General features: G+C 45.8%; 18 protein-coding genes and 1 riboswitch. Of the genes, 12 read left to right on the top strand and 6 right to left on the bottom strand.

Features of this window, described 5'->3' with window-relative positions:
- Positions 1-6: 6 nt before the first annotated feature.
- Positions 7-771: an HAD family hydrolase gene (locus tag MKX30_RS02090; protein WP_068942617.1), complete on the bottom strand. Its 765-nt coding sequence runs from the start codon at positions 769-771 to the stop codon at positions 7-9.
- Positions 772-837: 66 nt separating this feature from the next.
- Positions 838-1,755, bottom strand: coding sequence for a hypothetical protein (locus MKX30_RS02085; protein ID WP_025722652.1), 918 nt, complete (start codon positions 1,753-1,755; stop codon positions 838-840).
- A gap of 437 nt (positions 1,756-2,192) precedes the next feature.
- Here MKX30_RS02085 and MKX30_RS02080 point away from each other — a divergent pair, with 437 nt between their 5' ends.
- The 5 genes from MKX30_RS02080 (at position 2,193) to MKX30_RS02060 (ending at position 7,616) form a co-directional block, all read left to right on the top strand.
- A complete protein-coding gene (locus MKX30_RS02080; protein ID WP_071558664.1) occupies positions 2,193-3,350 on the top strand; it encodes an MFS transporter in 1,158 nt (385 codons plus the stop codon).
- An 82-nt stretch (positions 3,351-3,432) separates the two neighbouring features.
- Positions 3,433-4,158, top strand: coding sequence for a phosphonate ABC transporter ATP-binding protein (locus tag MKX30_RS02075; RefSeq protein ID WP_023988962.1), 726 nt, complete (start codon positions 3,433-3,435; stop codon positions 4,156-4,158).
- The gene (locus MKX30_RS02070) at positions 4,155-5,489 is read left to right on the top strand and encodes a hypothetical protein (protein ID WP_023988961.1); all 1,335 of its coding nucleotides are present in this window, start codon (positions 4,155-4,157) and stop codon (positions 5,487-5,489) included. The genes MKX30_RS02075 and MKX30_RS02070 overlap by 4 nt, the downstream gene beginning before the upstream one ends.
- 1 nt (position 5,490) lies before the next feature.
- The gene (locus tag MKX30_RS02065; RefSeq protein ID WP_023988960.1) at positions 5,491-6,189 is read left to right on the top strand and encodes a response regulator transcription factor; all 699 of its coding nucleotides are present in this window, start codon (positions 5,491-5,493) and stop codon (positions 6,187-6,189) included.
- On the top strand, positions 6,186-7,616 hold the full coding sequence (locus MKX30_RS02060) for a sensor histidine kinase (RefSeq protein ID WP_023988959.1): 1,431 nt from the start codon (positions 6,186-6,188) through the stop codon (positions 7,614-7,616). Before MKX30_RS02065 ends, MKX30_RS02060 begins: the two co-directional genes overlap by 4 nt.
- A gap of 79 nt (positions 7,617-7,695) precedes the next feature.
- Here MKX30_RS02060 and MKX30_RS02055 read toward each other — a convergent pair whose 3' ends face one another.
- Positions 7,696-8,922 carry a glucose-1-phosphate adenylyltransferase gene (locus tag MKX30_RS02055; RefSeq protein ID WP_023988958.1) on the bottom strand — a complete coding sequence of 409 codons (1,227 nt, stop codon included), beginning with the start codon at positions 8,920-8,922 and terminating at the stop codon, positions 7,696-7,698.
- 236 nt (positions 8,923-9,158) lie between these two features.
- Between MKX30_RS02055 and glgB the strand changes: the two genes are divergently transcribed.
- Positions 9,159-11,081, top strand: coding sequence for a 1,4-alpha-glucan branching protein GlgB (gene glgB, locus MKX30_RS02050; protein WP_023988957.1), 1,923 nt, complete (start codon positions 9,159-9,161; stop codon positions 11,079-11,081).
- A gap of 21 nt (positions 11,082-11,102) precedes the next feature.
- Entirely contained in the window at positions 11,103-12,554 is a 1,452-nt protein-coding gene (gene glgA / locus MKX30_RS02045) for a glycogen synthase GlgA (protein WP_341062399.1), read from the top strand.
- An 80-nt stretch (positions 12,555-12,634) separates the two neighbouring features.
- Here the strand turns inward: glgA and MKX30_RS02040 are convergent, their stop codons facing one another.
- Together MKX30_RS02040 and MKX30_RS02035 are read right to left on the bottom strand one after the other, a co-directional pair.
- Positions 12,635-13,705 (bottom strand): hypothetical protein, encoded by a 1,071-nt coding sequence (locus MKX30_RS02040; RefSeq protein WP_341062398.1) that lies wholly within the window; start codon positions 13,703-13,705, stop codon positions 12,635-12,637.
- A gap of 42 nt (positions 13,706-13,747) precedes the next feature.
- Positions 13,748-14,926 (bottom strand): M20 family metallopeptidase, encoded by a 1,179-nt coding sequence (locus MKX30_RS02035; protein WP_075154269.1) that lies wholly within the window; start codon positions 14,924-14,926, stop codon positions 13,748-13,750.
- 148 nt (positions 14,927-15,074) lie between these two features.
- Between MKX30_RS02035 and MKX30_RS02030 the strand changes: the two genes are divergently transcribed.
- The 3 genes from MKX30_RS02030 (at position 15,075) to MKX30_RS02020 (ending at position 18,325) form a co-directional block, all read left to right on the top strand.
- Positions 15,075-16,538 (top strand): ABC transporter substrate-binding protein/permease, encoded by a 1,464-nt coding sequence (locus MKX30_RS02030; protein WP_023988953.1) that lies wholly within the window; start codon positions 15,075-15,077, stop codon positions 16,536-16,538.
- Complete coding sequence (locus MKX30_RS02025; RefSeq protein WP_013310491.1) at positions 16,525-17,247, top strand: amino acid ABC transporter ATP-binding protein; 723 nt, start codon at positions 16,525-16,527, stop codon at positions 17,245-17,247. The genes MKX30_RS02030 and MKX30_RS02025 overlap by 14 nt, the downstream gene beginning before the upstream one ends.
- A gap of 234 nt (positions 17,248-17,481) precedes the next feature.
- Positions 17,482-17,650, top strand: a riboswitch (cyclic di-AMP (ydaO/yuaA leader).
- A 6-nt stretch (positions 17,651-17,656) separates the two neighbouring features.
- Positions 17,657-18,325, top strand: coding sequence for a 3D domain-containing protein (locus MKX30_RS02020; protein WP_023988952.1), 669 nt, complete (start codon positions 17,657-17,659; stop codon positions 18,323-18,325).
- Positions 18,326-18,523: 198 nt separating this feature from the next.
- Here MKX30_RS02020 and MKX30_RS02015 read toward each other — a convergent pair whose 3' ends face one another.
- Positions 18,524-19,330, bottom strand: a complete 807-nt coding sequence (locus MKX30_RS02015; protein ID WP_023988951.1) for a polysaccharide deacetylase family protein — start codon at positions 19,328-19,330, stop codon at positions 18,524-18,526.
- A 305-nt stretch (positions 19,331-19,635) separates the two neighbouring features.
- On the opposite strand from MKX30_RS02015, the gene MKX30_RS02010 reads away from it, so the two are divergent.
- Both MKX30_RS02010 and MKX30_RS02005 read left to right on the top strand, forming a co-directional pair.
- Entirely contained in the window at positions 19,636-20,658 is a 1,023-nt protein-coding gene (locus MKX30_RS02010) for an NADH:flavin oxidoreductase/NADH oxidase (protein ID WP_341062397.1), read from the top strand.
- Positions 20,659-20,745: 87 nt separating this feature from the next.
- Entirely contained in the window at positions 20,746-21,414 is a 669-nt protein-coding gene (locus MKX30_RS02005; protein WP_013310486.1) for a PspA/IM30 family protein, read from the top strand.
- Positions 21,415-21,429 lie beyond the last annotated feature (15 nt).

Genomic DNA, 21,429 nt, shown 5'->3' with positions numbered 1-21,429 from the left:
GGGACCTTATCCGAGGGTCCTTTTTTGTTGATGCAATTGTATGCTTTCGTGGATAACTCGTGGTACTTCCGTTAGCTTCTGTATCGTATACATCACGGAGTTCACGTTTTTTTGCAATTCAACCATATTGTAAATCCATTCCTTAGGCTGCTTGAGATACACAGCATGAATACCTGCGGCAAGGGCTGGAGATACATCAGTGCGCAGAGAATTCCCGATCATCCAGGTGATGCTTCGGTCCAAGCCATTCATCTGGATGATTTCTTCCAGTGCTTCGACATTTTTATGCTGGCGAATGTAGATGCGCTCATTAAAGTAGGTAGCCAGTTTCATTTGTTCAATCTTTCTTTCTTGAATGATCTGCTCACCCCCAGTATAAAGATGGAGGGAATGCCCTGCTTTTTGGAGGGAGTTCAACGTTTCGACCATGCCTGGATACGGTTCGATTTCCTGTTCGTACACACTTCGGCCAAGAGAGCGAAGCTCCTGCTCTTCCCGAAAATCGAGACGGCGTCCGAATTGTTCCGAGAAAAATTGATACGTATCTATCAGAGATTGTGGAAAATGCTCGCTGGCAAAGCCCACTTGATGAACTCCAGCCACATCAATTTCGATTTGTTTTTCACGAATCGTATTTTTCGTTAGATTATGAGTTGCAAACCATTCCTGAAGCAAATCGAAAAAGTGGTTGAGGATAAGGTCAAAATACTTGTTGCAGTGGACTAAGGTGTCATCAAGATCAAATAAAATGTGCTGCTTCGGATACGACATGATGCATACTCCTTCCAAGCCAAAGCTTTAACGCTGCTTTGGTTATAACTAAAAGTACAATTCAAATTACAATCCAATATAGGATTCCAAAAATACCTGTAAATCAGCCGCGCCATCGGGACGGATGCTGAATTTTTCCTTATGATAACGTCCGATGTGAATACGGAGCAGACCAGCCACTCGTAAAATCATCATATCAGACATGAGTGTATCTTCCAAACGGCTCAAATCATGGCGCATATCTTCGAGAGACTTAGGACCTTGAGCTACATAACGCAGAATTCGCAGCCGCTGCGGATCATTGACCGCACGAGTGAGCCGTAGCAGAAGCGTAGGCGGTTCTTCCTCGCTCTCCTCGGGAATATCTACCGGATACTGGATCAGCAGTGTGCGGGTATAAAAACAGTATGAATTAATCGGGCGATTATGGACAACCGGAAATAGGACTACTGTATCCAGGTCTTCCATGTGTGGCACGACTAGTCCAGCTGTCGCATACTCAACCAGCGCTTCTGGTTCCATTTTACTCAGTAGCATGCGCTTTTCCGCAGCGTCTTCTTCTGCCAACACACGTAGTTCGCCTTCCAAGGCTCGAAAATAATCACGATCCCACAATCTGAGGAGTGGTGCGTATACCTTACGAATGCGTAAAGATTCTTCAAAGGTTAAAAAAGGGATATGCGGAACGAGCAGCTCAAACATATCTTTATCCGGACCGTGGTCCAAATAAGAGATATAATCAGATATTTCATCCGATTCCGGTCGAAGTAACGCCCAGGCATAGAGTGCGTCATAATCGCTAAAAGGGCAATCCTGAGCTGTAGCAAGCTCAGTACGAACTTCATGTTGTAGTCGTGCATCCACCTTGTCGATCCATTCATGGCCCAAGTCCATATCTTGGACCCACTTTTTAGTCACATAGGCCATGAAGCTGCCGAGCAATTCATAAATTGGAGAAGTGTCTATTTTAATTTGATAACTCATGGAACCCAATGCCTCCTATTCTGTCTTCTAGCCCAGAGCGGTGAACGTAATTAAGCCCGTCCATAAGCAAAACATGAGCATTTTAATAATTGCTCACTTATTTATTATGGCTTGTTCTGCCAGGGATTGTCCACTATAATATGAAATAGTGCGTTGTGACGTGAATGGGTTCGGATTGAACATACGAGGCTCCTTAACCAAAGGAGTTGGATACATACCAGACAAGCTCTTTCCGTAAAATCGTCATCTCAGATGGCGATTTTTTTCTTCTATTCTTTAATACACTAATTACACCTGAATTTGTATGTGTTTGTCGGTTTTGCAGGACGGTATGGAATACATAGTGATAAGAATTATTATTGATTATGGAATCAAATGCAAATCATTTCTTAACATTGATTTTAATTATTTTATTTGTTCGATCAGGAGGAGCTAGGATGTCGTCGTCGTTACGGGTTCATTATTTTATTTTAATTGCTGTTATTATTGTTGCTGGATTATGCCAAGGTTTATTATTACCTATTCTGTCTATCTCGTTGGAACAAATGGGAGTTTCATCTTCACTAAACGGAATGAATGCGGCTGCCCTGTATATTGGCTCATTCGCAATGACGTTGGTGGCAGAACGGACATTGGGCTTGTTGGGGTTCAAAAAGCTGATGGCCGGAGGGCTTGTGCTAGTGCTCATTACGCTGCTGCTGTTCCCGCTAATCCCTGATATTCGGGTATGGTTCGTACTGCGTCTGCTAGTAGGTATTGGTGACAGTGCACTGCACTACTCTGCGCAGCTATGGATATTGCTGGTGACTCCAGCAGAGAAGCGAGGCCGCAACATTTCCTTTTATGGTATGTCATACGGTCTGGGTTTTGCATTAGGACCATTGGGATTATGGCTACTCGATTATGGAATGCTGGTTCCATTCGCTGCGTTGGCCTTATTGTGCTTGCTTGTCTTGCTGTTGGTGTTAATTAAGCTGCCGGACTCCAGACCGGAGAAGTTGGAGTCCGAGGCACGTCCCACTCAAAGATTTCGTCGCAGTTACAGCTGGGCATGGTACGCTCTTTTGCCAGCATTTCTATACGGCTATATGGAAGCGAGCCTGAACAGTAACTTTCCAGTCTATGGCCTACGTATTGGCTTTCATACCGATGAAATCGCCGTCTTGCTACCGTTCGTCAGTTTGGGAGGGTTAGTGCTGCAGCTACCGCTAGGGATATTGAGTGACCGTTGGGGACGTAAAAAGGTGCTAATGAGCGTAGGTATAGCAGGGGGAATGACCTTTATGTTGCTACCATGGAGCGGTAATCATTTTATGTTCACTTTGATATTGCTGACCCTAGCAGGTGGTTTAGTAGGCTCCTTTTTCTCCCTCGGTTTGGCCTATGCCGCTGATCTGCTGCCCAAATCATTTTTAGCAGCCGCTAATGTACTGGCATCCTTTCACTTTAATCTGGGAAGTGTGATCGGACCTAATATTAGCGGAGGATTGCTGGACTATGGAACTCAAGGCAGCATGTTTCTTGTCCTTGGAGGTAGTTACGTTGTTTTCGGATTGTTAGGTCTGTTTTCCAGAAAAAGAGTACCGGCGGTTTAAAACTGCGGTTTGCATGGTATTTGTTTCACATTTACTATAAAATATAAACAGTATTGATGGCGCGCAAAGGGGAATCACTTAGATGATTAAAATTCGGAAGCTGACCAAGCAAGTGGGGCCTGAACGGACCCAGCTACTTCGAGGAATTGATGCTGAAATTCATCAGGGCGAATTCATTGCCATAGTAGGGCCAAGTGGAAGCGGCAAAACGACGTTGCTTCGCTGTCTTGCTTTACTAGAGCCATGGGATGAAGGCAGTTTAATTGTAGGTGGCAATGATGTGCTGAAATCCGGGTGGACGGGCAAGATGAAAATAAAGCGGGAATGGGCATACCTGGAGCAAAACCCGCATCTAAATATGAATCGAACCGCTCTTAAAAATGTGCTCATTGGCAGATCCGGTCAAACTCCAATGTGGAGAATGGTGACCGGTATGGTGCGTTCCGACGATTACATGGGAGCGATGGACGTACTGGAAGATCTGGGTCTGCTGGATAAGGCGCATGATAAATGCGACAAGCTCAGCGGTGGCGAGCGGCAGCGGGTAGCGACTGCGCGTGCTCTCGTGCACGGAGCCAAAGTTATTTTAGCTGATGAGCCTGTAAATGGACTTGATCCAGCTTCGGCAGCGCATGTATTGGAGACCTTTCGCAAGCTGTGTTCTGACGAGCGGGTGACGATCATTACTGTATTGCCGCTGGAAATGGCTGAACGCTTTGCTTCCCGTATATGGGGGTTGAATGATGGTGAATTGGTGTTTGATATTCAGGGAAGACGATTGACACAAGCAGAAAAGAACAAATTGTGAAGGGGACGGCAAGAGAAGTGAAAATAATGCTGTTGAGAATGGTAGCTGGCTGCTGTTCCTTGCTGCTCCTTGCTGGATTTTTAAGCGGCTGTAATGTTATTAGCGATCCCATTTCGCTGATGGAGACACCGACGATGTCTGACGAGAAACAGCAGTTGAATGGTGCAGTGAATACGCAACTAGGGGCGGTACAGCCTTTAAGACCGAATGACCCAGATGACCCGACGCCAATTCGGACGGGTGATCTGAACAATGATGGCACAGACGAAGCAGTGCTCTTTTATGAAACGCCAGATGAGAGCGTAAAAATACATGGTGCCTTGTTTGAAGATCAGGGCGGAACGTGGGTAAAGAAGCTAACGTTTGATGGGGAAGGCACTGTGCTAGAGTCATTTAAGCTCGTGGATTTAACGAATGATGGAACACTCGATATTGTAGCGGGTTTTTCCAGTGGAGATAGTGGCGATGGCGGGGATCAGAAGGGACTCATCGTGTATTCCTATACCGGAGGAACTCTGGAGAAAATATATGCTACAGGCTATACGGACTTCGTCGTAGATGATTTTAACCATAACAAGATGGACTTGAACGGGGATAATTTGAATGATTTGACGATTATCACGCTGCGACGTAATGAATTCTTTACAGTTAAAACATTTCAATTCAGTGGGGGAACCTTTAAGGAAATCGGATCGTTGGATTTGGACAGTCAGGTCTTAGGTGTCTATAATGTCGTTGCTGGCAAGGTAGCCGAGGGTAGGCAGGGGATTGTTATAGATACCAAAATTGCCCAGACCACTACCGTCTCCAATGTCATTGTGATGGATCACGGCAAGCTCAGGAAGCTTAATCTTATGGATGTCACCTTTAAGGATGCGACCATCGCCAGTGGTGATGTGGATGGTGACGGTATTCTGGAATTTGGTAATTTGGAGAAGCCAAAAGGTTGGAGTAACAAGCCGCTGGATGAGGTTCCATATTTTGTGTCGTTCTATCAGTGGGACGGGGCGAAAGGGACGATTTTTAAGCAGCAGCAGTATCGTGATTCTAATGAACAGGTCTACTTCAGATTACCGAAAGAGCTGCATGGCAAGGTGACGATTGATCCGAAAGTTTCGAAGAAGGACAGCTATTTGCGCTTCATTTTGGATGATACAGACAAAACGATAGCGGAAATTAAATTTTTCTCGTTGTCACAATGGGAGCGAAACAACGAAGGGTATAGCCAACTGTGGCGAACGAATGCGCAGGTCATTGGCATTAAGCGATCCAGTGAGCTGGAACCGCGTAAAACCATAAAAAACAAGATGGGGGAAAGGCAGGTAGAGTAGAGTGAGTAAAGTTTTAATCATGGAAGACGAGGAATCCATTCGCAGTTTTATTGTCATTAACTTGAAACGTAACGGTTTTGAGGTGCTGGAGGCGTCGGAAGGGCATGAGGCTCTGAATATTTTGAACACGGTGCGGGATATTGATATTGCACTGCTTGACGTAATGGTACCCGGTATGGATGGTTTTGAAGTCTGTCGGAGAATCCGGGAAACGAATGAGCGCATCGGCATTATTTTTCTCACAGCGAAGGTACAGGAGCAGGATAAGGTGTATGCCTTGTCTGTAGGGGCCGATGACCATGTGAGTAAGCCTTTTAGCCCGACGGAGCTGATTGCACGTATTCAATCGTTATTGCGTCGGGTGAATGTACATCGTGAAACAGCAGCCAAAGTGTCCTTCCAGTCTGGACCGTTTACGCTAGATTTGATTGCTAAGCAATTTAAGAAGAGCGGGCAGCTGATCGAGTTGACACCGACTGAGTTTTCCCTGATTCAATTTTTTCTCGAAAAAGAAAACACGCCGCTCAGCCGAGATGTTCTACTTGATCACGTATGGGGCAAGGAATATATGGGCGATCCGAAAATTGTGGATGTGAACATCCGACGTTTGCGGCAGAAAATTGAAAACAATCCATCTGAGCCAGCTTTTTTACAAACAGTGTGGGGACATGGATATAAATGGAAAGGTCAGTCTCAATGATCAAAAAGGGGATTCGCCGACAGATTGTGCTTCACTATTTTTTCGTAGTGTTCTTGGCGCTTCTGTTAGTAGAAGTCATTTTTATGTTTGCACTCCGGTCGTACTATTACGATTCCATTTACAAACATATCGAAAGCCGTATCGAATCGGTAAGTGAATTTGCACCCAAATTCAAAGAGCCGGAACAGTCTTTGCAATCGTATTTGTTAAATACATTTTCTCTGCCCTTCACTGAACTGCAGTTGCTTGATGAACAGGGAAATGTAATTGATAACTCGACGAATTTTGCAGCAGATCTAAGTGTGCAAACAAGTGATGTGACACAAGCATTAGCTGGAGATACGGGCAAATGGATCGGAAAGCAACCGAGTACGGGGCAGCAAGTGATGGCGGTATCTCAAAAACTGGACAATATCGTCGGAGACCAGGTGTATGTTATTCGGTATACGACTTCGCTGGAATTGGTAAATGATAAGCTGTTTACGATTACGCTGTTTTCTCTTGGCATCATGGCAGCTGTACTGGTTATTGTATTTGTGGTCAGTACAGGGCTCGCGAATTCCATTGTTAGACCAATTAATAATATCCGCGATGTATCTGCTCAGATGGCTCAGGGGAGGTTTGATGCACGCATTGAAGGCGATTATCGCTATGAGTTGGGTGAACTGGCTTCGACTCTGAACTATATGGCACAGGAAATTGTCAGAACAAATCAAATCAAGGATGATTTTATATCATCCATATCTCATGAATTGCGTACTCCGCTTACATCTATTAAAGGTTGGAGTGAAACGTTAAATTCTGGCGGTTATGACCCGGAAGAGACGAAAATCGGGATGAAGATTATTTCTAAAGAGACGGATCGACTGATTGGCTTGGTGGAGGAAATCCTCGATTTTTCCAAGCTGGAGCAGAATGCCATGAAGCTTGTGATGGGAACGGTGGATCTACGGGAGCTTTTGCAGGAAATTATGCTGAACGTATGGGCCAAAGCAGAAATGAAGCAGATAAAACTTCAGCTGGATTCGGAGGAAACGGCATATCTCGTCCATGGAGACGGTAACCGTCTAAAACAGGTGTTTTTGAACATTGTGGACAATGCTATCAAGTTTTCGCATGAAAGCTCAATTATTTTCCTGTCTCTACAACGGATTGATGGCAATATCGAGATATCCGTACAAGATACAGGGATTGGAATTAGTGCTGAAAATCTTGCCAGAGTCAGAGACCGCTTTTTCCAGGTAGACCACCAAAACGGTGGTACTGGACTGGGATTGGCAATCTCGCAACAGTTTATCGAGCGCCATCATGGTCAGATGCTCATCAGAAGTGAACTGGGGGCTGGAACTACGATTACGGTTTCATTACCTGCTCTGCAAGCAGAACAATCCGTGGAACCATCACAACTTACTGAAGGACAGATTTAAAGCCTACTTATAGGTGTAATTAGAAAAACAGCCAGTCCTCTCAATCGGGAGGGCTGGCTGTTTTTAATTTGGGGGTACGTTATGAGGTAAAACCTTCGGCACGCAAGCGTGTATTGCGCTCGTAAGCTTCTTTTAGCATACGTGTAGTTTGCGGTCGTACCGCCATCTTACCAAATACCGTTTCATTGGGTCCGATGACCATAATTTCGCCCGGGTTACCTTTAATGACAGCACCATCGCGAATCACAGCACCTTCACCGATAATCGCATGTTCAATATGGACGTTACGTCCAATGCGTGTGTCAGGCATAACGATACTTTCTTTGATGGCTGATCCTTTACCTACCTCGACACCACTAAATACAACGGAGCGTTCTATTCGGCCCTCTACTTGGCAGGAATCATGCAGCAAGCTGCCCAATGGTTGTGTTTGACGGTTAGGTACCTTTTGTGCGCTCAACCTTGTGCGGCGTTCACGTGTATACATCGGCCAGTCCTTGCGTTGAAGGTCGATAGCACAATCATCCTGTAACAAATCCATGTGTGAATCCCATAGGCTTTTAACGGTACCCACGTCCTTCCAATAGCCCTGGAATTCATAAACGTACAAGGATTCTTGGTCCGCTAACATTTTAGGGATGATATCTTTACCAAAATCATGACTGGATTGAGCATCCTGTGCGTCTTCTAACAAGTAATTTCTTAAGTAATCCCATTTGAAAAGGTAAATCCCCATAGAGGCCAAATTACTTTCCGGTTTCTCCGGTTTCTCTGCAAATTCTGTGACACGCAGATCTTCATCGGCACTCATAACACCAAAACGGTGTGCTTCATCCCAAGGTACCTCCATGACAGAAATGGTAGCCGCAGCTCCTTTTTCCTTATGGTGGTTTAGCATTTCACGATAATTCATATAGTAAATATGATCACCGGATAAAATAAGCACATGCTCCGGATTTTGGCTGTCAATATATTCGATATTCTTATGAATAGCATCTGCCGTTCCTAAGTATTCAGCGTTACCTGTGTTATAAGATGGAAGCAGGGTAATTCCTTTGTCATCTGTTTTTGTAAGACCCCATGGTGTTCCATCCCCGATATGTTCGTGCAAGGATTCTGCCTCATATTGCGTCAGTACACCTACAGTATCAATGTCTGAATTTACGCAGTTACTGAGAGGAAAATCGATGATCCGGTAATGACCGCCAAAAGGTACGGCGGGTTTTGCAATCGTTGAAGTAAGGGGAGCAAGACGGCGTCCCTCTCCGCCTGCCAGCAGCATGGCAATGCATTCTTTATTAAACATTTCGTTTCCCTCCCGGTTTAGTTGTCAGTGTAGTACATACATAAACGGTATGGGGTACTCTTGAAACCATAAGGTATATAAGATTCCCCCAAAACTAAGGTTTATTTTTTTCCTAGTCATTTTTCTGTTCATTGTGGCTAGAATGGGGTAATAACTCAGGTCAGCTTTGACCCAAAAGCGAATGCATTACCGATTCATACATTTTTACTTACAAAACATATAAGGGTGGTGACGTGATGACAGACCAAACTCTTCCGCAACAGGCTATTTCATCGGAAGATATTTATTTGTTTCATGAAGGAACGCTTTATCACAGCTACCGATCTTTGGGTTCCCACCTTACTGTGGAGAACGGAGAACAGGGCGTCCGCTTTACGGTCTGGGCTCCTCATGCTCTCCATGTCGGGCTTGCTACAGATCGCAACAACTGGAATGGGGAACAGGATTCCTTATATAGGGTTCCCAAATCCGGTTTTTGGAGTCGTTTTTTTCCGGGGATATCCCAAGGAACTTTTTACAAATACGACATTACGGGGGCAAACGGTGAACGATTCCTGAAAGCAGACCCTTACGCGGTACGTGCTGAAGTGAGACCGGCAACGGCTTCTGTGGTAGCTTCTATAGATGGTTATGCTTGGAACGATGCGATTTGGCGCCGAAAACGTAGAGCACCTTATGGAAAGCCTCTGCACATATACGAGCTTCATCTGGGCACTTGGAAGCAAAAAGAAGATGGTACGTTTTATACATACAGGGAAATAGCTGATCTTCTTGTGCCTTATGTGACCGATATGGGGTATACACATATTGAGCTGATGCCGCTGAGTGAACATCCGTATGATCTTTCCTGGGGCTACCAGCTCACCGGATATTTTGCACTCACAAGCCGGTATGGAGAACCGCATGATTTTATGTATTTGGTGGATCGTTGCCATCAGGCGGGAATCGGAGTGCTGATGGATTGGGTTCCAGCCCATTTTGCCAAGGATGCTCATGGATTAAGGCTGTTTGACGGATCGCCCCTGTTCGAATACGCGGATCCGCTGATTGCGGAAAAGCCCGGCTGGGGAACACTGACGTTTGATTACAGCAAGCCGGAGGTGCGTTCTTTCCTGATATCTAATGCGCTATTCTGGATGGATGTATACCATATTGACGGCCTGCGCGTAGATGCTGTGACGAGTATGCTACGGCTGGATTTTGAAAAGCAGGACGGTCAATATCGTTTTAACTCTAAAGGAGGCATTGAAAATGAGGAGGCTATTGCCTTCCTTCAACAACTGAATGAAACAGTATTCCGCTATTATCCGTATGCTCTGATGATGGCAGAGGAGTCCAGTGCCTGGCCGATGGTGACTTCCCCGGTAAGCGATGGAGGACTCGGTTTTAATTACAAATGGAATATGGGCTGGATGAACGATACGCTTGATTATATCGAAACGGATTTCGATCAGAGGCCGGAGCGCCATAATTTGCTGACATTCCCCATAGCTTATGCGTACAGCGAGAATTTTACACTGCCGTTGTCGCACGATGAGGTTGTTCATGGTAAGAAGTCGCTGCTTGATAAAATGCCAGGTAGCTATGAGCAAAAATTTGCCGGGCTTCGAGCACTTCTCGGTTACCAAATCACCTCCCCGGGCAAAAAGCTCTTATTTATGGGAGGGGAATTCGGCCAATTCATCGAATGGAAGGATGAGGAGCAGCTTGACTGGTTTCTGCTGGATTATGACAGTCACCGTTCGCTGCACGCTTTTACGAAAGCGCTGAATCATTTGTATATTCAGGAAAAGGCATTATGGGAACTGGATCATTCGTGGGATGGATATCAGTGGATTGAGGCGGAGGACCGTGGGCAGAGCGTAATTACGTATTTACGTAAAAGTAAAAAGCCGGGAGATACACTGGTCGTGCTTATTAACTTTCAGCCCGTGCCCAGAGAGAACTACCGAATTGGGCTGGAAAAGGCCGGGAGTTATATCGAACTGCTGAACAGTGATCATAAGGACTTTGGGGGAAGGGACCAGCTGAATACGGGAATAATACGGACCGCCCCCATCCCTTGCCACGGACAGCTTCACAGCTTGGAGGTGACCATACCACCCCTGAGCATCGTTATACTCAAGAAAGCGCCTCGGAGGCCTAAAAAAGCAGATTAAACACATAAGGAGGAAGCACATATGAACATTTTGTTTGCGGCAGCAGAAGCACATCCATTTATTAAAACAGGCGGGTTGGCTGATGTCATTGGCGCACTGCCGAAGGCACTTCGTCAGGCGGGGTGCGACGTCCGAATCATTTTACCTAAATATGCGGGGATTCCCGATACTTATAAAAAGTCTCTGCGTCCGGTAGCGGTGAAGCAAGTAGCCGTAGGCTGGCGTAATCAATATTGTGGAATAGAGGAACTGACATTAGACGGAATCAAGGTTTATTTTATTGACAATGAGTATTACTTCGGTCGTGACGGTATTTACGGTTATATGGATGATGGCGAACGTTTTTCCTTTTTTAACCGGGCGATTTTAGAAGTGCTGCCTGAACTGAACTTTCGGCCGGATATTTTGCATTGTCATGATTGGCATACGGCGATGGTTCCGCTGCTTCTGAATGCTGATTATCGACATTTGCCCTTCTACAGTGATATTCGCACGGTGTTTACGATACATAATCTGCTGTATCAGGGGGATTTTCCGTATGAGGCCTTAACTGAGCTGCTCAACCTGGATGGGAGCTATTTCACCCCCGAGGGTGTGGAGTATCATGGCAGACTGAATTTTATGAAAGGTGGGCTTACGTACTCGGATCATGTCACGACCGTAAGTCCAACCTATGCAGAGGAGATTCAAACGGAATTTTACGGATATGGGCTGGAGGGTCTGCTTCGTAAATTGGGAGATCAGGGTCGCTTAACGGGGATTGTGAACGGAATTGACACCAAAAGCTACAATCCTGCCACGGACAATCGTATTTATACGAAGTACCGCACGAGTCTGACAAAGAAAAAGGAAAACAAAATTGGCCTGCAGAAGGAGCTGGGACTGCCGGTGCGGCCAGACGTACCTATGATTGCCATGGTAACCCGGCTTGTAGATATGAAGGGGCTAGATCTGGTAACGAGAGTGCTTGACGAAATCTTGTATTATGATGATATCCAGTTTGTCGTGCTGGGAACAGGGGATCCGGCTTTTGAGCATTGGTTCCGTGAGGCAGCAGGACGCTATCCACTGAAAATGTCGGCGCAGCTCGCTTTTAGCGAACCTCTGTCACGAAAAATATATGCGGCAAGCGATATGTATCTTATGCCATCAAGGTTTGAACCTTGCGGGATCAGCCAACTGCTGGCGCTTCGTTATGGAAGTATCCCTATTGTACGAGAAACAGGGGGCCTTAATGATACTGTGCAGGCTTACAATGAATCCACAGGTGAAGGAAACGGATTTAGTTTCACGAACTACAATGCACATGATATGTTGAACACCATTCGTCGTGCTGTTCATTTTTATCGCCAATCTGAGCATTGGTCGAAGCTTACACAGACGGCTTTTGCAGGAGAATATAGTTGGGATGTTTCAGCCGAAGCGTATATGGATATTTACCATTTGCTAACAAAAACGGACTGGACAGAGTAGGAACACCACAGTCATGTTAATGAAAAAGGGAATCCCTTTAGCCAAGTTTTCTGGCTGAGGAATTCCCTTTTTTGCTATGATCAGTCGCCCCCACCACCACAGCTACTTCCACATGAAGAGCCACTGCTACACGAAGAATGGCTACCAGAATCGCCTGAATCATGATGAGAAGAGCCTCCATGATGAGAACTGTCAAGAGAGGAATGATGGTGCGAGTGATGTGTATCCCAGTTCGAACAGCCGCTTGCCGAGCTACAGCCGGATGAGCTAGCTAATACGGCATTACCTGTAGCATCCGGGTGCATGTGTATGGCAAATTGCTCAGGTTGATACCATGAATACCACACAAAAGCTAATAACAAATAGTCGACCTGTAAATAGTTGACCTTAGGCAATTGCTTACCCTCAGGATCATCCACCGCTTTATTCACCCGCTCGCGCAGATGTTGTACAATCTTATGAACCGCTTGTTGGGCCTGCTGTGAAATGGCTATATTCTCCTGCGTATTCCAGCGGTCACCTGCTGGCTGCGCGGAAGTTGTGAGTTTGTAATAGCGCGAAAGCTCGTCGCTCGGTAATGGATGATTAAAAAAAGTTCCCCACAAACTGGCGCTATAGCGGTTCCAGCCAAAGCATTCTACATACAACCAGTCAAACCACGCCCGCTCCTCAGGCATCGGCCGAGAGCCGCCAGAATGAGGCGCATGGTGAAGCATACGACCAAAAAAAGCTTCCGAGAATTGCTGATATTCGCGGGTAAACATCAACATTTCGTGCCATAATTCATCCACATCACTACTGAACATAGGCACTCGATTCATAATCGCGCATAGCATAAAATATCGTTTTAGCTCATGCCAGCGCCAATCATATTCTTGCTCCGTCAGCTCAGGGTGGGCTTCGATTACACGACTCCTTACACTATGAGCATAGGAGGCGGGAATGGATTGCTCCAGTAGCTGCATCAGCTCTGTAATCTCTGGATGACGCTCCTGCGCAAGGGACGAAGGGGATGGGGAGCTGAGGAAAAAAGCATTCCGGCTCCGTGTTTTTCTGTTTCCCCGGTTTCTGCGTATTGCACGGAATATAAACCAAAAAATGATGAGGATCACCACAATAAACAACGTCCAAAAGCTGCTCATACTATCCATGATGGCTGACTACTCCTTTCTGAAAGAACACGGAATTAAGATTTAGCGTTCGTTATTCAGCAGAGCGAATTCTTTTTTTATCCGGGCTAGCAGTTCAGGATTCGTGATTACATCGCAAGCAGTCCATGCCAAAGTTCTCGCAGCCAGCAGCATTCCTTCCATGGCCCGGTCCTGCATCGCCAAATCGCGGAATTCTGGTGTATGCAAGGCATGCTTCTCGTCAATAACTTGAATGTAAGGATGGATAGCAGGGCAATGAAGCGATACATTTCCGATATCCATGGAGCCGTGATCTTCGCCTTCCGTTATATCTTCTTGTGAAATGCCAGCCTGCACCAAATTTGCGGTAAACGCATCGGAAAGTACACGGTTCGTGACCATTTCATCATAAGAAGTCTCATAATTGGAGGTCTCCAAACGACACCCGGCCTGTAAAGCAGCTCCTTCAGCAATTTGAATAACACGGCGAGTCAGTGGGTTCAGTTCTTGACGTGTAGCCGCTCTCACATAAAATTGGGCTGAGGCGTAATCAGGAATAATATTGGCTGCTTGCCCACCCTGGTTAATGATCCCATGGATACGCACTGTACTTTTTACTTGTTGACGGAACGCATTGATGCCATTGAACGTTTGAATCACAGCGTCCAGCGCATTAATGCCTTCGTGCGGGCTGGCAGCCGCGTGAGCAGATTGACCAAAAAATTCGAATTGTACAGCATCAATCGCCAGTGATTTGCCTGATTTTTCGTAACGGTCATAAGGATGCGTCATAAGTGCGATGTCGCAATCATCAAACAATCCGGCAGCGGCCATAGGGACCTTTGCACCGCGTGTTTCTTCGGCAGGTGTGCCGTATACCCGTACTTCTCCACCAGTTTCGTCGATGATCGACTTGAGGCCGACGGCAGCACCGGTACTCATCATACATATCAGATGGTGCCCACAGGCGTGTCCTAGACCTTTCAGAGCGTCATATTCTGCCAGAAAAGCGACAACCGGTCCGGGTTTTGCAGCTTTGTAAGTTGCAATAAAGGCTGTTTCTATGCCCAATACAGGTGCCTGGACCTCAAATCCGTGAAAAACCAGTTCTTCTTTTAAACGGGCAGCGGCCAGAAATTCCTCGTTTCCAAGTTCAGGATTTGCGCCAATATATAACGAAATGTTCTTAAACCGTGGGGCATGCTGCTCAATGGTCTGTTGAATGGTCTGTTTAAAATCCATGCTGAAAACTCCTTTATATAAGCTGTAATGTAGGTACTGCGTTAGGTATGCTGAAATTGTACTATAACATTCATTGCATAATCATGCATATTCATTTATAATGACACAATCTTATTTATTATAAAGAATTTAAGGAGAGAAAAAAAGATTGAAAAAGGCATATCGTTTTACCGCCCTGGTTTTGACGGCGGTTATCTTGCTGTTGACTGGTCTTCCCATGCTCAATGCATACGGAACGGAAGCAAAGCCACAGAAAAAACTTGTAGTGGGCATGAGTGCCGACTTTCCGCCGTATGAGTTTCATAAAGTCATTAACGGTAAGGATACCATTGTTGGGTTCGATGTGGATATCGCCAAGGAAATCGCCAAAGATTTGGATGCGGAGATGGTCCCTGAAGACATGAGTTTTGACTCTTTGCTGCCTGCTCTGCAAAGTGGTCGTGTAGACTTGGTACTGTCCGGTATGACACCAACGGATGAACGCAGAAAGAGTATTGATTTTTCGGATGTATACTATCGCTCCAAGCAAGTCATCATGGTACGCCCAGAGGATAAAGACAAATATCCGACGATGGATGCTTTGAAAGGCGAGAAGATCGGAGCACAAAAGGGAAGTATTCAGGAAGAGATTGCTCAAAAAGTGCCCAATGCCTCTGTAACTTCACTGGATAAAATATCTGACCTGGTACTCCAGCTGCGGACCCAGCGTGTGAACGCTGTCGTGATCGAAGATACGGTTGCTAAAGGATACACGTTAGACGGTACCGTAACCCTTGCCAAGGCTGTGCCTGAGGATGCGGGAGCAGAAACAGCTGTAGGTATCCGTAAAGGGAATGCAGAATTGCTTGCTTCTGTAAATAAAACGTTGGCTCGCCTGAAAGCAGACGGGTCGATTGAGAAGTTTTCCACGGAAGCGAGTGCACTTTCTGCTGATCGTCAGGTTTCTTCTAATAACATTGTAGATATTTTTTGGAAATACCGCAGTTTATACGCTACGGGTATCGGCTACACCTTGTTGCTGTCTGCGCTCGGAGTACTGTTCGGATTCATCATTGGTCTGATCATATCCTTGCTACGTATGAGTGGAGTACGCATCATTGAGTGGTTAGGTACCACTTATGTAGAGATACTGCGTGGCACACCTATGCTGGTGCAACTCATGATTATTCACTACGGGGTTGCTTTGACGCTTGGTGTCAATTTTACTCCACTCCAGTCTGGTATAATCACATTGTCTCTGAATAGCTCGGCATATCTGGCTGAAATTTTCCGTGCAGGTATCCAGGCAGTAGACCGTGGACAGATGGAGGCTGCCCGTTCATTGGGTATGGGACGAGGCAAAGCTATGCGTCATGTCATTTTGCCGCAAGCATTTAAATCTATTTTGCCTGCTATCGGTAATGAGTTTATTACGATCATTAAAGAATCATCCATTATTTCGACCATTGGGATGGTGGATATTATGTATCAGGCCCAGGTCATTAAGAACATTACCTACGAAGGATTAAGTCCGTTCGTAATCGCAGCCGCTATTTATTTTGTAATGACATTCAGCTTGTCTAAGCTGCTGGGTTTATGGGAAAGGAAGTTGAGAGCCAGTGATCACCGTTAAACAACTGCGTAAATCGTTCGGCAAGAATGAGATTTTAAAAGGCATTGATATAGATATCGCCAAAGGTGAAGTCGTCGTCATCATCGGTCCCAGCGGTTCGGGGAAGAGTACGTTTTTACGTTGCATGAATCTGCTAGAACAGCCTACGGACGGGGAGATTTTGTTTGAGGGCGAGCCGATTACAGCTCGTGGTCATAATATTAATGTAACCCGGGAGAAGATGGGGATGGTGTTCCAGCATTTTAATCTGTTCCCGCATAAAACAGTGTTGCAGAACCTGACGCTTGCACCAACGCAGGTTAGAAGACAGTCAGGGAAGGAAGCGGAAAAAATTGCGCTAGAACTCCTGCGTACCGTAGGGCTTGAGGATAAGAAGAATACCTATCCGAACCAGCTATCCGGTGGTCAGAAGCAACGTATTGCGATTGCGCGTGCTTTGGCCATGCAGCCGCACGTAATGCTGTTCGATGAGCCGACTTCTGCATTGGACCCTGAAATGGTTGGAGAGGTTCTGGATGTAATGAAGAAGCTCGCCGAAGGCGGCATGACCATGGTAATCGTGACGCATGAAATGGGCTTTGCCCGCGAGGTAGGCGATCGAATCATCTTTATGGATAACGGTCAAATTGTGGAACAAGGTACACCAGAGCAGGTATTTGGTACTCCAAGCCATGATCGCACCCGTGATTTTCTTGCCAAAGTATTGTAAGAAAGTGCTGATATGAGCTATAAAAAAGCCCTCCGTTTGACGGAGGGCTTTTTCTTTTTTTGTCACCATTTCACCATATTTTCGTAACAAATATCGATTTCTTGGTGACAAAATTGTAACGATTATAGTATGATGTTCAAGGTTCCCAACATTTTCATGCGGATAAGGTTACAAAATTGTGATATTATGCAGTAAGCCAAAACTTACCGGGACAGCATGCGGTTATGACAAACGCTGAATGCTGGGCCCAAACTATGGGAAGTGCGGGGGACGTAACAACGGCAGTCTTTCCGAAACGTCATAAGACGATATGGAATATGCCTAGGGGTGAATTGCACAAGCATAGGGCTTCTCCTGAGTCCGAATCCGACAGCTAACTTCGCAGGCATAACAGAGGAGGTACATATCTTTGAAACATCTAAAACATATTGGAAAAACCATGAAATTTGCGGTGCTTGCCGCAGCCATTGCAGGGCTGGCACAGACAGCTGGAGTAGCGGATGCTGCTTCGCTTCATACTGCCAAAGATGGCGATACCTTCTTTTTGCTTGCTCAACGTTATGGAGTATCAGTGGACGAGCTGACGAAGGCGAACCCAAACATTGCCTCTAACAATATATATGCAGGTCTGCAAATTAAGGTACCTGGTGAAAAAAGTGTGAATGCAGCTTCGGATTCGAAGCCGCAGCTTCTTACGGAGAAAGCACCAGCGAATGAGGGGCCAACGATTGAAGCGTGGGGCAAAACATTTAACTATAGCAAAATAGTTGACGTTAAGGCTACTGCGTATTCTGCCGCAGCCGATGAGAATGGTAAATGGGGAGCAGTGGACTACTACGGCAATCCGCTTAAACTAGGTACAATTGCGGTAGACCCGAACGTCATTCCGATGGGCACGAAAGTGCTGGTTACAGGCTATTCCCACCCAGGTTTGCCGGATCATTCTTTTGTAGCTGTCGCTCGCGATCAGGGCAGCGCCATTACAGGAAAACGGATTGATATCTTTATTCCTGGCAACAAATCATTTGTGAACGACTTTGGATTTCAAAATGTGAAGCTGTACGTTATTGATAAATAGCATTATACGTATATATGGTTTAATTAAACATAATATATATTATGTAAACTTAATGCCTGTATCCTACCGCATATAACTAGGTCAGACTCTTATCAGGTCCTATCCATAAAAAAGGCTGTCTTGACGAGCAGAAAACTTCTGCTGGTAAGACAGCCTTTTTACGTTGCTTTAGCTTGTAGCTCAATCATAAACATATGGTTATTTCTGTTCCGATGTGTGGAGTAGCCGGGGGACTGTGACAAATTTGTAGCCCTTAGCTTTTAGAGAGTGAATTAGACCCGGCAGAGCTTGAACAGTGCCTTGCAAGTTGGAACTTTGACCTCCACCTGCGTGCATTAAAATAATAGAGCCAGGCCCAGTAGCTGGGATCACATTGCGCTGAATTTGTGTTTTACTTAGTCCCTTCCAGTCGAGAGAGTCTACATTCCAATTGACAATCATGTAGCCATGACGACGTGCCCACTGGATTTGAGGCTCCGTGATTTCACCGTAGGGTGGACGAATCAACTTGGGGCGAAAACCTGCGCTGGCTTGTAAAATACGTTCTGTTTTTGTAATCTGGTTGCGAAAGCGTTCTGGTGTGGCCTTCCTAAAATCCGGATGAGTATAGGAATGGTTTCCTATAGCATGGCCTTCACGGATAATACGGCGTATGATCCCAGGATGCTTTTCCGCACGGTGACCGACGATGAAAAATGTAGCTTTGATGCCGTTGGCGTGTAATACGTCCAAAACCTGCGGCGTATACCTAGAATCGGGCACATCATCAAAGGTTAGGGCAATTTGGCGGGTGTGTGGGCCGCACATTTTAAAAATGTCCGCATGTTTTTTTCGCAGCATTGCTAATGTAGGAGTTGCTCGATCTGTGCTCTGTTGTACAGAAGAAGCAACAGCTGCTTCCTTGGGATGGGGCGTTCCGATGTTGGGAGGCGCATCCGCGTGAACGGGTAAACTTGAAAATGCTAGTAACAGTGCCAAGCCTGGCAACACTCCCCTGTACGGCATATGTATCCCCCCTTTCCGTGCAGTGATACCTAGTGGTGCTCTCGACTATTATGTACCTGTCCTATTAAAAATATGCTGGTTACCAAGTTCGGCTCATAAACGACTGGAAAGAAGTCCACGATGAAACGATTATCAATGAAGATGATGGAGCTAAACGTACATATTCTCTTAAACATGACCGAAAACAGGAGCATTTTCGCAAGTTTTAGCCTTACAACGAATTCGGTATACCGTGACAGCTGGTGTATAATGGGGATGCAATTCATAATTATACAGACATGGAATTGAAGGAAGGATGGATAAAAGTGACCGACTTGTTTACTCCTTATCAATTAAAGGGGCTTTCTTTAAAAAATCGGATTGTCATGCCCCCGATGTGCCAATACAGCGTGGAGGCCAAGGACGGAAATCCAACGGATTGGCATCATGTCCATTATGTGAGCCGGGCAGTAGGAGGCACTGGACTTATTATTGTGGAAATGACAGCGGTCCATCCAGATGGACGTATTACAGATCGTGATTTGGGTATTTGGAGTGACGAACATATTCCTGCATATCGTAAGATTGTAGAGGAAGTTCACAAGTATGGTGCCAAAATTGGCATTCAACTAGGCCACGCTGGACGCAAGGCTGAAGATGCTGAGCAACCTGTGGGTCCTTCCTCGATTCCTTTTAGCGAACGCTTTAAAGAGCCGCACGCCTTAAAGACAGCTGAAGTCAGGGAACTGGTTCAGGCATACAAAGAAGGCGCGCGCCGCGCGGTGGAAGCAGGTTTTGACACGGTCGAGATACATGGCGCTCACGGCTATCTGATCCATCAATTTCATTCGCCTTTAACAAATGCCAGAGAAGATGAATATGGGCAGGATTTGTCACTGTTCGGTGTTGAGGTCATACATGCTGTTAAAGAGGTTCTTCCTGCTGATATGCCTGTGCTTATGCGGATTTCTGCCAAAGAATACGTCGAGGATGGATATAATGTGGAATACATAACAGACGTAGGGGAACGATATCGTGATGCGGGTGTGGACATTTTCCATATCTCTTCTGGTGGTGAGGGTCCGATTGGTTCTGGCGGAGGCCCGTCTGCGCGTGCCGGCTATCAGGTGGATTTGGCTCATACCATCCGTGAAAAGCTGAATGTACCTGTCATTGCGGTTGGCTTACTGGATGATTATGAGGACGCCCGCCGGGTAGTTCAGCAGAAAGAAGCTGATCTGGTAGCAATAGGCCGTGCCATGCTGCGTGATCCCTATTGGGCGCTGCATGCATCGCGGGAGCTAAAAGTACAGGCCGATATCCCAGAGCCTTACTTGCGCGGCTTTTAGATATTTTTGAAACCCTCTTTGCAAAGCTTGCGTAAACATGTGTACAGAGCTTAAAATTTAAGCATTCAACTCTAGGAGGAACTTCACATGTCTATTTTCAAACGATTAAGAGATCTTACGATGTCCAACATTAATGCCATTATCGACAAGGCAGAAGATCCAATTAAAATGACGGATCAATACATTCGTGATATGCAAGAGGACCTGGAAGATGCAGAGAAAGCGGTAGCCGCTCAAATTGCTATTGAAAAGAGATTCAAACAGCAATACGAAGAACAGGCTGCTTTGGTAAAAAAACGCGAAGAACAGGCACATACCGCTGCAAAAGCACAAAATGTAGATCTGGCTCGTCGCGCGCTGGAAGAAAAGAAATCTGCTGAACAAAAAATGAATGAGTTCAAAGCTGGTTACGAACAGAACAAAGCTGCAGCCGATAACCTGCGTGGCAAGCTGGATGAAATGCGCAGACAGCTGACAGAAATGAAAAACAAGCGCGAGACACTGGTTGCCCGTTATAATGCAGCTAAAGCGCAAACTGAAATTAACAAAGCTATGAACGGTTTTAGCTCTGATACGGCAACTGCCGGATTGAAGCGTATGGAAGAAAAAATGCTGCAAGCAGAAGCACGTGCCGAAGCGAGCAACGAAATGTCTTCTAAGGAAAAATCGTTGGATGAGGAGTTCAAGGAGCTGGATAAGAAAAGCGCCGTGGACGATGAGCTTGCCGCTTTGTTGAAGCAATACGAAAATAAATAAGAACATTTTAGCAGT

The organism is Paenibacillus sp. FSL P2-0173, from assembly GCF_038008045.1.
Lineage (GTDB): Bacteria > Bacillota > Bacilli > Paenibacillales > Paenibacillaceae > Paenibacillus > Paenibacillus polymyxa_B.
The sequence above is the reverse complement of the archived record's forward strand: the minus strand, read 5'-3'. Positions and strand labels throughout refer to the sequence as shown.